Origin of the sequence: Blastococcus sp. TF02-8 (assembly GCF_003319175.1) — a bacterium.
GTDB lineage: Bacteria > Actinomycetota > Actinomycetes > Mycobacteriales > Geodermatophilaceae > Blastococcus.
This window is the reverse complement of sequence record NZ_QOHK01000006.1, coordinates 186773-200941: the sequence shown is the minus strand read 5'-3', so window position 1 is coordinate 200941 and position 14169 is coordinate 186773. Positions and strand designations below refer to the sequence as shown.

General features: G+C 76.3%; 13 protein-coding genes. 7 read left to right on the top strand and 6 right to left on the bottom strand.

Annotation, left to right across the window (positions count from 1 at the left end; translation table 11 throughout):
* The first annotated feature begins 25 nt into the window (after window positions 1–25).
* Window positions 26–1249: a cupin domain-containing protein gene (locus DQ237_RS13885; RefSeq protein ID WP_113800722.1), complete on the top strand. Its 1224-nt coding sequence runs from the start codon at window positions 26–28 to the stop codon at window positions 1247–1249.
* On the top strand, window positions 1246–2220 hold the full coding sequence (locus DQ237_RS13880; protein ID WP_113800721.1) for a sucrase ferredoxin: 975 nt from the start codon (window positions 1246–1248) through the stop codon (window positions 2218–2220). The genes DQ237_RS13885 and DQ237_RS13880 overlap by 4 nt, the downstream gene beginning before the upstream one ends.
* Window position 2221: 1 nt before the next feature.
* On the opposite strand, the gene DQ237_RS13875 is transcribed toward DQ237_RS13880, so the two are convergent.
* The 6 genes from DQ237_RS13875 to DQ237_RS13850 form a co-directional block, all read right to left on the bottom strand.
* Window positions 2222–3391 carry an alkaline phosphatase family protein gene (locus tag DQ237_RS13875; RefSeq protein ID WP_113800720.1) on the bottom strand — a complete coding sequence of 390 codons (1170 nt, stop codon included), beginning with the start codon at window positions 3389–3391 and terminating at the stop codon, window positions 2222–2224.
* Window positions 3388–4122, bottom strand: coding sequence for a bifunctional 2-polyprenyl-6-hydroxyphenol methylase/3-demethylubiquinol 3-O-methyltransferase UbiG (locus tag DQ237_RS13870; protein WP_113800719.1), 735 nt, complete (start codon window positions 4120–4122; stop codon window positions 3388–3390). The genes DQ237_RS13875 and DQ237_RS13870 overlap by 4 nt, the downstream gene beginning before the upstream one ends.
* Window positions 4123–4159: 37 nt before the next feature.
* Complete coding sequence (locus DQ237_RS13865; protein ID WP_113800718.1) at window positions 4160–4639, bottom strand: VOC family protein; 480 nt, start codon at window positions 4637–4639, stop codon at window positions 4160–4162.
* Window positions 4640–4826: 187 nt separating this feature from the next.
* Complete coding sequence (locus DQ237_RS13860; protein ID WP_113800717.1) at window positions 4827–8582, bottom strand: DNA polymerase III subunit alpha; 3756 nt, start codon at window positions 8580–8582, stop codon at window positions 4827–4829.
* Window positions 8579–9046, bottom strand: a complete 468-nt coding sequence (locus DQ237_RS13855) for an SAV_6107 family HEPN domain-containing protein (RefSeq protein ID WP_113800716.1) — start codon at window positions 9044–9046, stop codon at window positions 8579–8581. The genes DQ237_RS13860 and DQ237_RS13855 overlap by 4 nt, the downstream gene beginning before the upstream one ends.
* Window positions 9046–9372, bottom strand: a complete 327-nt coding sequence (locus tag DQ237_RS13850; RefSeq protein WP_113800715.1) for a DUF6504 family protein — start codon at window positions 9370–9372, stop codon at window positions 9046–9048. Before DQ237_RS13850 ends, DQ237_RS13855 begins: the two co-directional genes overlap by 1 nt.
* A gap of 192 nt (window positions 9373–9564) precedes the next feature.
* Here DQ237_RS13850 and DQ237_RS13845 point away from each other — a divergent pair, with 192 nt between their 5' ends.
* Genes DQ237_RS13845 through DQ237_RS13825 form a run of 5 tightly spaced genes read left to right on the top strand, consistent with a single transcriptional unit; the run spans window position 9565 to window position 14162 of the window.
* Complete coding sequence (locus DQ237_RS13845; RefSeq protein ID WP_113800714.1) at window positions 9565–10068, top strand: YbaK/EbsC family protein; 504 nt, start codon at window positions 9565–9567, stop codon at window positions 10066–10068.
* Window positions 10065–10655: an N-acetyltransferase gene (locus DQ237_RS13840; RefSeq protein ID WP_113800713.1), complete on the top strand. Its 591-nt coding sequence runs from the start codon at window positions 10065–10067 to the stop codon at window positions 10653–10655. Before DQ237_RS13845 ends, DQ237_RS13840 begins: the two co-directional genes overlap by 4 nt.
* Entirely contained in the window at window positions 10652–12289 is a 1638-nt protein-coding gene (locus DQ237_RS13835) for an NAD(P)/FAD-dependent oxidoreductase (protein WP_113800712.1), read from the top strand. The genes DQ237_RS13840 and DQ237_RS13835 overlap by 4 nt, the downstream gene beginning before the upstream one ends.
* Entirely contained in the window at window positions 12286–13065 is a 780-nt protein-coding gene (locus DQ237_RS13830) for a carotenoid biosynthesis protein (protein WP_113800711.1), read from the top strand. The genes DQ237_RS13835 and DQ237_RS13830 overlap by 4 nt, the downstream gene beginning before the upstream one ends.
* Entirely contained in the window at window positions 13062–14162 is a 1101-nt protein-coding gene (locus DQ237_RS13825; protein WP_113800710.1) for a glycosyltransferase family 2 protein, read from the top strand. The genes DQ237_RS13830 and DQ237_RS13825 overlap by 4 nt, the downstream gene beginning before the upstream one ends.
* Window positions 14163–14169 lie beyond the last annotated feature (7 nt).

Sequence of the window (14169 nt, the reverse complement as noted above, 5' to 3'; positions counted from 1 at the left end):
CCCCGCCCTGCGGCGGTGCACCAACATGACGCCGGAGGAGTTCGGCGCGAAGTACTGGGCGCAGCGGCCGCTGCTGACCCGGGCCCAGGAGACCGGTGACTCCTTCACCGATCTGCTCGACCTGCCGGCGATCGACGAGCTGCTCTCCCGTCGCGGTCTGCGCACGCCGTTCCTGCGGATCGCCAAGGACGGCGCCGTCGTCGACGCGAAGCGCTTCACCACCTCCGGTGGCGCCGGCGCCGAGATCGCCGACCAGGTGAGCTCCGACGCCGTGCTGCGCCTGTTCGCCGACGGGAGCACCGTCGTGCTGCAGGGCCTGCACCGGCTGTGGCCGCCGCTGATCGAGTTCGCCGACTCCCTCGCCGCGGACCTGGGCCACCCGACGCAGGTGAACGCCTACGTCACGCCGCCGTCCTCGCGCGGCTTCAGCCCCCACTACGACGTGCACGACGTGTTCGTGCTGCAGGTGGCCGGTGAGAAGCACTGGACGATCCACGAGCCGGTGCTGCCCGACCCGTTGCGCACCCAGCCGTGGAACGACCGGGCCGACGAGGTGGCTGCCGCCGCGGAGCGCGAGCCGGTCATCGACGCCGTGCTGCGTCCCGGCGACGCCCTCTACCTGCCCCGCGGCTACCTCCACTCGGCCCGGGCGCTCGGCGAGATCAGCGCGCACCTGACCATCGGCATCCACCCGGTCACCCGCTGGGCTGCCGCGGAGTCGGCGCTGGACCTGGTGCGCACGCTGGCCGCCGAGGACCCGGAGCTGCGCGGCTCCCTGCCGCTCGGTCTGGACCTCACCCGCCCCGACTCGATCCGCGCCGACGTCGCCGGGGTGATCGCCGGCCTGCAGGAGTGGCTGGCGAAGGTCGACCCGACCGCGGTGGCCGACCGGCTGCGGGCCCGCACGTGGGCGCAGGTGCGCCCCGAGCCGGTGGCCCCGCTGGCCCAGTCGATGGCCGCGGCGGCGTTGAACGAGGACACCGTGCTGCGGTTGCGGTCCCGGCTGCGCTGCTCGCTGCGGAACACCGGCGACGGCGCGGTCACGCTCATCGCCGGACGGCGCTCGCTCTCCTTCCCGGAGGGCGAGCTGCAGGCGCTGCACGAGCTGCTCACCGTCGGCGAGCTGAAGGTCGGTGACCTGCCGGGCCTGGAGCCCGCCGGCCGGCTCGCGCTCGCCCGCCGGCTGGTCACCGAGTCGATCGCGACGGTGCCCGACGCGCAGCTGCCCGGCCTGCAGCCCGAGCCGTGACCACCGGCTCGGCGGCCGACGACTTCTGCCGCACCGATCTGCCGGCCGGGCCGATCGGCCGCCTGGACGAGGGCCGCTGCTCGGTGCAGGCACTGGCCCGCGGCGACTCCGGGATCGCCACCGCCGCGCCCGTGGACCGCTGGCTGCTGATCGAGCAGCCCGGGCCCTGGGGGCGGCAGGCGCTGCTGCAGTCCCGGTTCGACGCCCGGGTCGCCCCGCTGCTGGCCGAGCGCGCCGCCCGCGAGGGTGTGCGCGTGCTGCTGGTGCGCCGGCCCGGCGACCGGCTGGCCGACTCGGGGCGCCGCTGGGCGTACGCCGACAGCCGCCCCGGGCGTGAAGGTCTGTGGTGGTCGGTGCGCGCCTCGGACTCCGACCTGCTCACAGCTCCCTGGGACGGCTCGGTGGGTGAGCCCGCATCCGGCAGGACCTGGCTGGTGTGCACGCACGGCGGCCACGACGCCTGCTGCGCGCTGCGCGGGCGGCCGCTGGCCCGGACCCTGCCGGCGTCGGGCACGGACCAGGTGTGGGAGTGCAGCCACCTCGGGGGCGACCGGTTCGCGGCCAACCTCGTGGTCCTCCCGCACGGCTTCTACTACGGCCAGGTGCCCGGCGACGGGTCGCTGGTCGTGGCGGCGCACGGCGCGGGCCAGGTGGCGCTGCCCTGGCTGCGCGGCCGCGCGGGCGTCGCCGCACCGGCCCAGGCCGCCCAGCACTACGCACGCGAGGAGCTCGGGCTGCTCGGCGTCGACGACCTCGCGCCGCTCGCGGTCACCGCCCTGGACTCCCCCGCGGCCGAGGTCGAGCGCTGGGAGGTCACGCTCGCCGGCCCCGCCGATGCCGTGGTCGTCACGGTGGAGAGCCGGCCGTCGCCGGAGACCGTGCGCCTCACCTGCCAGGCGGCACGGCCCGGACGGATGCGCACCTGGCACCACCTGTCGCTGGCCACCCGCCCCCTGACGCCTGCGGGCTGACTCAGGCCAGTCCGCGCCCGCGGGCGAGCAGCAGCGGGATCGCCAGCTCGGTGGCGGTCAGCGACCCGTGGTAGGCGGCCAGCCGGCTCGGGCCGGGCTCCAGCCGCGGGCTCACCAGCGCCCACGTGCCCCGGGCCAGCGCGACGACGTCGCCGATGCGGGCGGCCAGCCGGTCGTCCACCGGACCGAAGACCCCGCTGGCGATCGCCTCGTCGCGGCCCACCACCCAGGCGCGGTCGCCGAGGACGCCGCGCCACCGGTCGAGCAGGTCGGCCTCGGCGCCCGGCTCGGCGTGCACGTAGCGGGCGCGGGGCTCGCCGGCCAGCAGCCGGACGCCGTCGGCGAGGTCGGGCTCCTCGTCGAGGTCCAGCCGGGTGTGCGCCGGGACGTCGAGCATCCCGTGGTCGGCGGTGACGAGCAGCGCTCCGTCGTGGGGCAGGCCGTCGACGAGCTGCGCGACCAGGGCATCGACCTGACGGAGCTGCGCGCGCCAGCTCGGCGAGTCCACGCCGCGGACGTGCCCGGCGAGGTCGAGCTCGGCCAGGTATCCGTAGACCAGCGCTCTCGGTCCGGCGTCCAGGGCGGTGCGCATCAGGGCGGTGAGGTCGCCGGGGCCCACGCTGCCGGTGTAGCCGCCGCCGCGGTAGGCCGCCTCGGTGAGCCCGGACCCGGCGTAGGCCCACGGTCCGACCGCGGTGACGGCGACACCCTCGGCGGCGGCGCGCTGGAAGACGGTCGGCTGCGCCATCCACTCGGCCGGGTCGGGGTCGTCGGCCCACTGGGTGTGGTTGAGCGTGCGATCCTCCCCCGGCACGTCGGTCACGAAGCCGAGGACGCCGTGGCTGCCGGGCGGGAGGCCGGTGGCCAGGGTGGTGAGGCTGACCGGGGTGGTGCTGGGGCACGGGGCGGCGAGGTCGCCGGCGGGGCTGCTCAGCGCGGCCAGGGTGGGCGCGAGGTCGGCGTGGTCGCGCACCAGGTCCGCCCCGAGGCCGTCGACCAGCAGCACCGCGACCCGGCGCGCTCCCTGCAGCGCACCGGTGAGGCCGAGCGGATCGGCGGGCAGCTCCCCCCGCGGCACCGGCGCGCCGAGTGCGGCGGAGACCCCGGGCAGGACGTCGCCGAGGCCGGCGGAGCCGTAGGCCGGCCGCTGCAGGTCGGCCGGGAGGGTCACGGGCGGGTGGCCAGCAGGTGCAGGCCGGCAGCGACCTCCCGGTAGGGCGAGCTGCCGGACAGCGCCAGCTCCAGGTCGCGGACGGCGGCCGGGTCGGCGCCGGAGGCCGCCTCGAGCAGGTCGGCGACGACGGAGACCCCGCGCCAGTCCCCGGCGGTGAGCCCGGCTCCGTCGACGAGGACGAGCAGATCGCCGTGGGTGAAGCGCCGGCGGCCGGCGCGCCCGGGCACGACCTCCTGGTCGCGGAGCACGCCGAGCGCCTCCACCGGGTGGCCGGCCACGGCACGGGCGAGGACGGCCCCGGCCCGGTTGGCGACGGCGAGGCTCACCGTGCCGCCAGGGCGCAGCGCACCCGCGACCTCGCGCAGCGTTCCGGCCGGGTCGTCGACGACCTCGAGGACGGAGTGGCACAGGGCCAGGTCGTAGCCGCCGTCGCCGGCGAGGACCTCGTGCAGCAGGTCGCCGTCGCCCTGCACGCCCACCACCCGCTCCCCCACGCCGTCGGTACGCGCGCGGCGGGAGAGGGTGGCGAGGGCGTCGGCGCTGGGGTCGACGACGGTGACGGTGTGCCCCAACCGGGCCAGGGGAACGGCGAACATCCCGCTGCCACCGCCGACGTCGAGGACGCGCAGCGGGGTGCCGGCGCCCACGAGCGGGTCGAGCGCGGCCCACACGGCGGCGGTGCGGGCGGGCAGCTGCGCCGCGGTCGGCGAGGAGGGAACGGTCGGCACCCACCGGAGCCTAGCGGCGGGTGCGCGGCCGCCGCCCTCAGGCGGGGACGCTGTCCGCGGCCCGCCTGATCCCGGCGATGTCGATGCGGCGCATCTGGAACATCGCCTGGGCGGCCCGCTGCGCCCGGCCCGGGTCGGGGTCACCGAGCAGGCTCATGAGCTCGGTCGGGATGACCTGCCAGGAGACGCCGAAGCGGTCCTTGAGCCAGCCGCACATGCTCTCCTCGCCGCCGTCGGTGAGCCGGTCCCAGTAGTGGTCGGCCTCCTCCTGGTCGGCGCACATGATCTGGAAGCTGATCGCCTCGCTGTGCGGGAACTGCGGCCCGCCGTTGAGCGCCACGTACTCCTGGCCGTCCAGCGTGAAGCTCACGGTCATGGCGGTCCCCTCGGGCATCGGCTGGCCGGGCCCGTAGCGGGTCACCTCGCCGACGGAGGAGTTCGGGAAGATCGAGGTGTAGTGCGCGGCGGCCTCCTCGGCCGTGCCGTCCATCCAGATGCAGGGGATCTGCTTGGGCATCGTGGGAGCTCCTTCGCGGGGGTGCGGATCAGATGGGGCGTCGAGGGTGAGACCACGGCGGGCCCGAGAACTCATCGGTGGTCGGGCCCGCGCTGTCACGCCGACCACACGAGGTCGACGAAGCGCCGGGTAGCCGGCTGCTCCCGGGGGAGCCCCGTCGTCGGACCACCAGCAGCCGGGTCCGCCGTCAGTGCCCCGAGCTGCCCGGGCTGGAGTGCCAGAGCTTCCGCGGCGGACCGGAGGCCGCCCGGCGGGCCGCCGTCGCCGCGTCGTCCCCGGCCGGCTTGATGTCGGCGTACGGCGACATCCGGAAACCGGTCGGGTGCACCAGCACCGGCCGCACCATCACCGGCCGGGAGTTCCGCGAGGCCGCCGCTCCCGCGATCGCCTCCTCGGTGTACTCCCCCGGCGCCGCCATCAGCTCGACCACCGAGGCGGGCCCACCGGTCTCCCACGCCTCGTGCAGCGCCGGCAGCTCCCAGGCACCGGTCGCCCGCAGCGACACCCCGCGCGGCCCGGTCCGGCGCAGCACCCCGCGGATCACCAGCAGCCACGAGTGGAAGACCGTCGCGGCGTAGGGCCCCTGCGCGTCCTCGAAGAAGGTCGAGTCGGTGCAGCCGCTGCCGTCGTCGAGGGTCACGAACACCACCCGCCGCCCCGACCGGATCGGTGGGGTCTGGGTGGCCACCTTCACCCCCGCGACCAGCACCTCCGAGCCGCTGCGGCAGTTCAGCAGCTCACCGGCCGGCACCGCCCCCAGCGCGGAGAGGAACGGCCGGTAGAAGTCGATGACGTGCCGGCTGGCGTCCAGCCCCAGCACCTCCAGCTCCGCGCGCACCAGCTCCGCGTCGGTGAACTCGGGCAGCCCGCTGCCCGCGGCCCGGTCAGGGCCGGGCCCCTCGGGATCCGGCGCGGCCTCCTCCAGGCCCATCAGGTCGAGCGAGAGCTGCCCGTCCGAGGCCGCCCGCGCGCCGCTGCGGCGCAGCCGCTCCAGCTCGCTGATCTGCAGCAGGAGGTCCCGACGGGTCACCTGGTGGCGCCGACGCGTCGGCCGGCCGGCCTCGCGGTCACGCATCCCGAAGCCGTACAGCGAGTCGAACCCCCCGGCCAGCACGAGACGCTCCACCACCGGCCGGGACACCGACGCCCGCGACCAGAAATCGGTCAGCGACCGGTAGGGCTGCCCGGACACGACCCGGGCCACCTCCTCGTCGGAGATGCCCTTGACGTCGGCCAGCGACAGCCGGATGCCGTACCGCGACGGGTCGGGCATCGCCGCCGGCATCCACTCCGGACGGCGCCAACCCCCACCCTCAGCTTCAGCCCCAGACTCAGACTCAGCCTCGAGGTCGCTCGCGAGACGCTCCACCCGGTAGGTCGCCGCCGAGGCGTTGACGTCCAGCCCGAGCACGCGGATCCCGAAGTTGCGGGCGTCGTCGAGGATCAGCCGCTTCGGGTACATGCCGGGATCGTGGGTGAGCACCCCGGCCAGGAATGCCGCCGGGTGGTGGGTCTTCAGCCATGCCGACTGGTAGGTGGGCAGTGCGAACGCCGCTGCGTGCGCCTTGCAGAAGCCGAACGACCCGAAGGACGCCAGCACCTCCCACACCCGCTCGGCCACCTCGACCGGGTAACCGGCGGCCAGCGCCCGCGGCACGAACCAGGCCCGCACCTCCGGGTGGGCGTCCTTCTCCCCCAGCGCGCGGCGCACCTCGTCGGCCTCGGCCAGCGTGCAGCCGGCCATCCGGGCCACCACCTGCAGCACCTGCTCGTGGAAGACCACCACCCCGGCGGTCTCGGCGAGCGCGAACTCGAGGTCGGGGTGCGGGTACTCGGCGTCCTTCCAGCCGTTCCGCGCCATGAGGAACGGGGTGACCATGTCGCTCTTCACCGGTCCGGGCCGGAACAGCGAGATGTCGATGATGATGTCCTCGAAGGTCTGCGGCCCGAACTTGCCGACCAGCTCGCGCTGCCCCGGGGACTCGATCTGGAACATCCCGAGCGTGCGGGTCGAGCGGATCAGCTCGAAGGTCGTCGGGTCGTCGCGCGGGACCGCGTCGATGTCGACCTGCTCGTGGTCCACCCGGGCCACCTCGTCGAGGGCGTGGGCGATCGCCGACTGCATCCGGATGCCTAGCAGGTCGAGCTTGAGCAGCCCCAGCTCCTCGACGTCGTCCTTGTCGAACTGGCTCATCGGGTAGCCCAGGTAGCTGCTCTCCACCGGCGTGCGGTCGAGCAGCGTGGCGTCGGACAGCAGCACGCCGCACGGGTGCAGCGCGATGTGCCGGGGCAGCCCGTCGAGCCGGGAGACCAGGTCGAACAGCAGGTCGAGATCCCCCGTGCCGCCCGCCCGGCGGGACCCGTACCGGCCGGCCCGCAGCTCGGGCAGGTCCTTGAGGGCGGCGTGCACCTGGTTGGCGCGGATGTGCGGGAAGGCCTTGGCGACGGCGTCGATCTCCGCCGGCGGCAGCCCCAGGGCGGCCCCGACGTCGCGGATGGCGTGCCGCACCCGGTAGGTGTCCATCATCGAGATGCAGCTGACCCGGTCGGCGCCGAAGCGGTCGATGACCGCGTCGTAGACCTCCATCCGCCGCGCGGACTCCACGTCGATGTCGATGTCGGGCAGCTGGTGGCGCAGCGGGGAGAGGAAGCGCTCCATGAGCAGCCCGTAGCGCAGCGGGTCGACGTCGGAGATGCCCAGCAGGTAGGTGACCAGGCTGCCGGCGCCCGAACCGCGCGCCGCGGCCCGGACCCTCAAGCTCGCGATGAGGTCGACCACGTCGGCCACGGTGAGGAAGTACGAGGGGTAGCCGAGGCTCTCGATCACCCCGAGCTCCTCGTCCAGCCGCTGCCGCACCCGCGCGGTGGGCGCCATCCCCCGGCGGCCCAGGCCCGCCTCGCACCGCGCCCGCAGCACCTGGGCAGAGCTCATCCCCCGCTCGGCGGGGGTGGTGACGACGTCGAGCTCGGGGTAGCGGACGCTGCCGACGCCGAGGTCCCCGGCGACGTCGACCGCGCACTGCTCGGCCAGCCGGGCCGTGCGCTCGAGCAGCCGCAGGGCGGCCCCCCGGTCGGGACCCATCAGGTCCTCGGCGACCTCGGTCATCTCCTTGCCCGACTTCAGGTACCCCTCGGCCGTCGTGCGGTCGACGTTCCGCGGCCCGAGCGGGACCAGCCGGCGAGCCGCGTCCAGCACGTCGGCGGTCGGTGCGTCGAGGGCGTCGACGTAGCGGACCGCGTTGCTGAGGACCACCGGCACCTGGTGCTCGGCGGCGAACCGCAGCACCGCCTGCGCGCGCTGCCGGTCGCCCCGGCCGCGGTGGTGCACCACCTCCATCGCCAGCCCCGGTCCGAAGACGGCTCGCCACGCGTCGAGCACCCCGGCGGCGAGGTCGGCCCGCCCGGCGGCCAGCGCCCGGCCCACCGGTGACCCGGGGCCCAGCAGCGGGGTCAGCCCCTCGGCGTGCTCGGCGGCGAGGGCCAGCGAGCTCACCGGCTCGCCGCGGGCCCCCCGCAGGTGGGTGGCACTGGTGAGCCGGCACAGCGACCGCCACCCGGCGCCGTTCCGGGCCAGGAAGGTGACCCGCGGCAGCCGGGGGTCGACGCTGGCACCGCCCCGGACGGGAGCCCGGCGGGGAGCCGGTCCGGTGGCCCGGGACCGCGGCGTCTGCACCGAGCCGTCCAGCGCGCGGGCCCGCGACGGCGGGACGGTGGTCTCGACCGTGGGTGCCACCGCCAGGTCCACGCCGAAGATCGGCCGGATCCCGGCCGACCGGCAGGCCAGCGCGAACTTCACCGCACCGTAGAGCCCGTCCCGGTCGGTGAGGGCCAGCGCCGACATGCCGTGCTCGGCGGCACGGGCGACCAGATCGGCGGGGTGGTTGGCCCCGTACCGCATGGAGTAGCCGGATGCGACGTGCAGGTGGACGAAGGGGTCGCTCACCGCCGGGGGGAGACCACGTAGGGCCGCGGGTAGCGCGGCGGCTCCGGCAGGGCGCCGAGACCGTTCTCGACGACGGTGAGGAAGGTGTGCACGTCGCGGACCAGGTCGTCGGCCTCGCGCTCGGTGACCGCCCGGGACAGCCCCGCCTCGGCAGCAGCGCGCTTGCCGGCGCCCGCGGCGAAGAAGGTTGCCCACTCCCCCAGCTCCGGGGCCACCTGCCCGAGCAGGACCCAGGCGCTGCGTGGCCGGCGACGACCGCCCTCGGGCCGGGTGCGGGCGGCCAGCACCGCTGCGGCGGCACGCAGGGCGGCCAGGTGCGCGGTGGCGTACCGCTCCCGGGGGTCGGTGGCGGCGCCGGCCTCTGCCAGGCCGCGGTGCGCCTGGCCGAGCAGCGTGGTCGCCGCGGCGGGCAGCGCGGGGGGCAGCGGCAGCTGGTCGGCCGGCACGGCTCGTGCGGCGCCCATCAGTCGTGCACCCGGACGAGCCACCAGCGGTTGCCCGACGCGTCCCACGACAGGTCGAAGACCCCGGCGAAGCTCATCCGCGACCGCCCGGCCCGGACCGCCTCGACCCGCCAGACCTCGCGGGGCGCCACCAGCTCGGCCGATGCACCGCCTGCGGCCTCGTCACCCCGCAGCCACCACGGGGCCGTCTCGACCCAGGAGTCGAGCAGCTCGCCCACGACGTAGCGGGACTGCCCGCGCCAGAACTGGACCGGACCGAGCGGCCCGCGCTCGACCTGCACCTCCTCGCCGGTCCGACCGACGACCTCACCGAGCACCCGGCTCATGACTGCCTCCCCACGCCTCGCCCCGCGCGTACGCCGGCCCGGCCCCCGCCGGCGGGGAAGAGCCGGGTGGATCGGGCCGGACCTCGTTCGAACGCGTGTTCGAACGAAGTCCAGTAGACCGGAGCGCCCCGTCGCCGTCAAGCCGTGGCACGGCCGGGCGCGCCGCGCGGGGGCCGGTGGCAGGATCGACGCATGACCCGACCACCGCACCCCCGGGTGGCCGCCGTCGCCCACCTCCTCGCCGAGGCCGGTGCCGGGGGTGAGGTGCGCGTCCTGCCGGCCGAGGTCCGCACCGCCGCTGCGGCCGCCGCGGCGCTCGACGTGCCGGTGGGCGCGATCGTCAACAGCCTGGTGTTCCTGGCCGACGGCTCCCCCCTCCTGATCCTCACCAGCGGCGCGCACCGGGTCGACGTCGCGCAGGTCGCCCACCTCCTCGGCGTGCGCGAGCTGGTCCCCGCGCCCGCGGCGGAGGTCCGCCGGCACACCGGCCAGGTGATCGGCGGCGTCGCGCCCGTGGGCCACCCCGCGCCGCTGGGCACCCTGGTCGACGTCGAGCTCGCCCGCTACGACCGGGTGTGGGCCGCCGCCGGGCACCCCGCCGCCGTGTTCCCCACCAGCTACGACGAGCTGCTCCGCCTCACCGCGGGAACCGCCGTCGAGGTGTCCGCCCAGCTCCCGGAGGTGGTCGCCCCGTGACGGGCACCCGCCCGGCCACCCGGATCGTCGAGCTCCCCCCGCCGTGGATGCGCGAGCACATGCACGAGGTCCTGGCCATCTACGGGCTGGCAATGGGCTACGACTCCGGCATCGTCGCCGGCCGCTACGGCTACGCCATCCAGCACACCGAGCGGCCCGGCTTCCGCGCCGTCGGCGCCTTCGCGCAGACCACCGCCGGCGAGCGGCTGGTCGGCTTCGGCTACGGCTACCTCGTCGCTCCGGGCCAGTGGTGGCACGACCAGGTGCGCGCCGCCCTGGACCGGCGGACGGCGAAGAAGTGGCTGCCCGGCGCCTTCGAGGTCTGCGAGCTGCACGTGCTCCCCGACCACCAGAGCCAGGGTCTGGGCCGGCAGCTGCTGCACGCCCTCGTCGAGGTGCCGCACCCGGTCGCGCTGCTCTCCACACCCGACACCGACACCAAGGCCTTCCGGCTGTACCAGGCCGACGGCTTCGTCGACCTGGCCCGCAACTACCACTTCCCGGGCGACAGCCGGCCCTTCGCGATCCTCGGCGCCCGCCTGCCGCTGCATCCGCGCGACGGCTCCCCGGCGAACCCCAGGGCGTGAGCACCGCAACGGACACGGCCGACGTCGTCGTCATCGGCTCCGGCCACAACGGGATGGTGGCCGCCTGCTACCTGGCCCGGGAGGGCCTGACCGTCGAGGTCGTGGAGTCCGACCACGTGCTCGGGGGCGCGGTCTCCACGGTGGAGCGCTGGCCCGGCGTGCAGGTGGACCGCGGTTCCAGCGCGCACGTCATCGTGCGGCACAGCGGCATCGTCGAGGAGCTCGACCTGGCCGCGCACGGCCTGGAGTACATCGACTGCGACCCGTGGGGCTTCGCACCCGCCCCCTCCCCCGGCGCCCCGGGCCCCGACGGACGACCGCTGGTGTTCTCCGTCGACCTGGACGCCACGTGCGCCTCGATCGAGGCGGCCTGCGGCGCCGGCGACGCCGCCGCCTACCGCCGCTTCGTGCAGGTCTGGGGACCGCGCAGCCGCGCCGTCGTCGCCTCCTTCGGCCGCACCCCGGACGCCCGGGGGCTCCTCGGGTCGTTCTGGCCGCTCGGCGCACCCGCCGAAGGCCGCCGGCGCACCCCCGGTGGCGAGCTGGCGGTCGACTTCCTCGGCTCCGGCGACGCGCTGCTGGACCGGTGGTTCACCAGCGAGCGGCTCAAGGCGGCCCTCGCCTGGTTCGGCGCGCAGTCCGGGCCACCGATGTCCGAGCCCGGGACCGCGGCGATGGTCGCCTGGGTGGCGCTGCTGCACGACGTGCCGCCCGGGCACCCGGTCGGCGGCTCGGGCGGGCTGACCCGCGCCCTGCGCCGCCGGCTGGAGTCCGACGGCGGGCGGGTCGTCCTCGGCGACGGTGCGGAGCGGCTGCTGGTCGAGGACGGGCGGGTGGTCGGCGTCCGCACCCGGTCCGGGCGCACGGTGCGCGCCGGGGCGGTGGTCGCCGCCTGCCACATCGACGTCACCCGCCGGCTCGCCGGGGACGACGCCCCGCCGGTGCTCGCCGGCGCCGCACCCCCGATCGGCAACGGCTTCGGCCTGGTCGTGCGGGCGCTCACCGACGCCCTGCCGGCCTACCCCGGCGTCGACCCGGAGCTGGCGCTGCAGGGGCTCCAGCTGCTCTGCACCGACCGCGGGCAGCTGGCCGCCGCGCACGGCGACTGGGGGGCGGGGCGGGTGCCGCGCGAGCCGGTGCCGCTGGCGATGTCGTTCTCCGCGAGCGATCCGACGCTGGCGCCGCCCGGGCGGCACGTCGTCACGATCTGGGGGCAGTGGTACCCCTACGCGCTGGCCGACGGCGGCGACTGGGACGCGATCGCCGACGCCGAGGCCCGTCGGCTGATCGACGCCGTCGACCGCTACGCGCCGGGCTTCGCGGCATCGGTCCGGGAGACCTACGTGCAGACGCCGCTGGCGCTGGAGCGCGAGCTGTCCCTGCCCCGTGGCAACGTCATGCACGTGGAGATGGGTCTGGCCAGCATGTTCATGTTCCGGCCGGCTCCGGGCCTGTCCGGTTACCGGGTCCCGGGGTTGCCGGGGCTCTACCTGGCCGGCGCCTCCACCCACCCCGGCGGCGGTGTCTCGGGCAACTCGGGCCGGTCAGCGGCCCGCGTGCTGCTCGCCGACCGGAAGGGGCTGCGCCGCGTCACCGGCGGCGCGCTGCGCCGGCTGCGGGCCGCACGCGGATGACGACCACGGTCCACCGGGCGTCGACCGCCGGCCGGGTCGTGCCGGTGGTGCTGGCCGCCGCGCTGGTGCTCACCGCGATCGCCTACCCGCTGACCGACGGGGCGGCGCGCGACGCCGTCTCCTGGACGGTCGTGCTGCTGGGCGCCACCCTCTCGGTCGCGCACGCCGCGATCAGCCGGGGCCCGCGCACCGGCGCAGGGGTCCTCGGGCTCGTCGCAGCCGTCGCCGTGGCGTTCGAGTCCGTCGGCCTGGCCACCGGCTACCCGTACGGCAGCTACACCTACAGCGACGCCCTGGGCCCGACGCTGCTCGGCGTCCCGTTCCTCGTCCCGCTGGCCTGGCTGATGATGGCCTGGCCGAGCTGGCTGCTCGCCGGGTACCTGGCGGACCGGCGGCCGGCGCGGATCGCCTGGGCGGCGGCGGTCTTCGCGGCCTGGGACGTGGTGCTGGACCCGCAGATGGTCCAGGCCGGCTACTGGACGTGGGCGCACCCGGCACCGGGGCTGCCGGGGATCGACTCCGTGCCCCTCACCAACCTCGCCGGCTGGCTGCTCGCGGGCACGGTGCTCATGACGCTGCTCGAGCTGCTGGTGCGGCGCACCGGGGAGGAACCGCCCCGGATCGGCCCGGCCGCACCGCTGCTCGCCCTGGCCTGGATGACCCTCGGCGGCGCGCTGGCCCACGCCGGCTGGCTGGACCTCCCCGGCTCCGCCGCCTGGGGCGCGGCGCTGGGTGCCGCGGTGCTGGTCACCCTCGCCGCCCGGCACCGCCGATGAGCCGGCTCGTCCGCGGACTGGCCGCGCTCGCCGGCCTGGGCGCCGCGCACGCCGCGGTGAACACCGCGCTCCTGCGCCGCCCGCCCGCCGACCCGCCGAGCACCGCCCGGCCGGTCACCGTCGTGCTGCCGGTGCGCGACGAGGCGCACCAGGTGGCCGACTGCCTGGCCGCCCTGCTGGACCAGCGCGGGGTCGAACGGGTGCGGATCGTCGTCGTCGACGACGGATCGACCGACGGCACCGCCGACGTCGTGCGCGGGGTCCACGACCACCGGGTTCGGTTGGTCACCGCTCCCCCGCTGCCGGCCGGTTGGCTCGGCAAGCCGCACGCGTGCGCGACCGGCGTCGCCGCCACCGAGCCGCGCGAGGGCGAGGTGCTGGCCTTCGTCGACGCCGACGTCCGGCTCTTCCCCGACGCGCTCGCCGCCGCCGTCGCGCTGCTGGAGAGCAGCGGTCTGGACCTGGTCTCCCCGTGGCCGCGGCCGCTGGCCGACGGCGCGGCGGAGCGGCTGGTGCAGCCGCTGGCTCCGTGGCTCTGGACGACGACGCTGCCGCTGCGCGTGGCCGAACGCTCGCCGCGCCCCTCGCTCGCCGCCGCCAACGGCCAGTTCCTCGTCGTCGCGCGCGCAGCCTACGAGCGGGCCGGCGGCCACGGCACGGTGCGGGGCGAGGTGCTGGAGGACATCGCCCTGCTGCGCGCGGTCAAGCGCGCCGGCGGCCGCGGCGGGCCGGTCGACGGCTCGCGGCTGGCCGCCTGCCGGATGTACGCGGGCTGGCCGCAGGTGCGGGACGGCTACGCGAAATCGCTGTGGGCCACGGTCGGCGGCCACCCGGAGGCCGCCGTGCTGGCCGCCGCGGCGCTCACCCTCGTCTACGTGGTCCCCCCGGTGGCGGCGCTGGGCGGCTCCCGCGCCGGACTGGCCGGCTATCTGTCGGGGGTGCTCGGACGGCTGCTCAGTGCCCGGGCCAGCGGCAGCCGCGCCTGGCCGGACGCGCTGGCGCATCCGGTCTCGATCGCGGTGCTCGACGTGCTGGTGCTGCGCTCGGTCCGCGGCCGGCGGGCCGGCACCTTGCGCTGGCGCGGCCGCACCCTGTAGTCCGGGT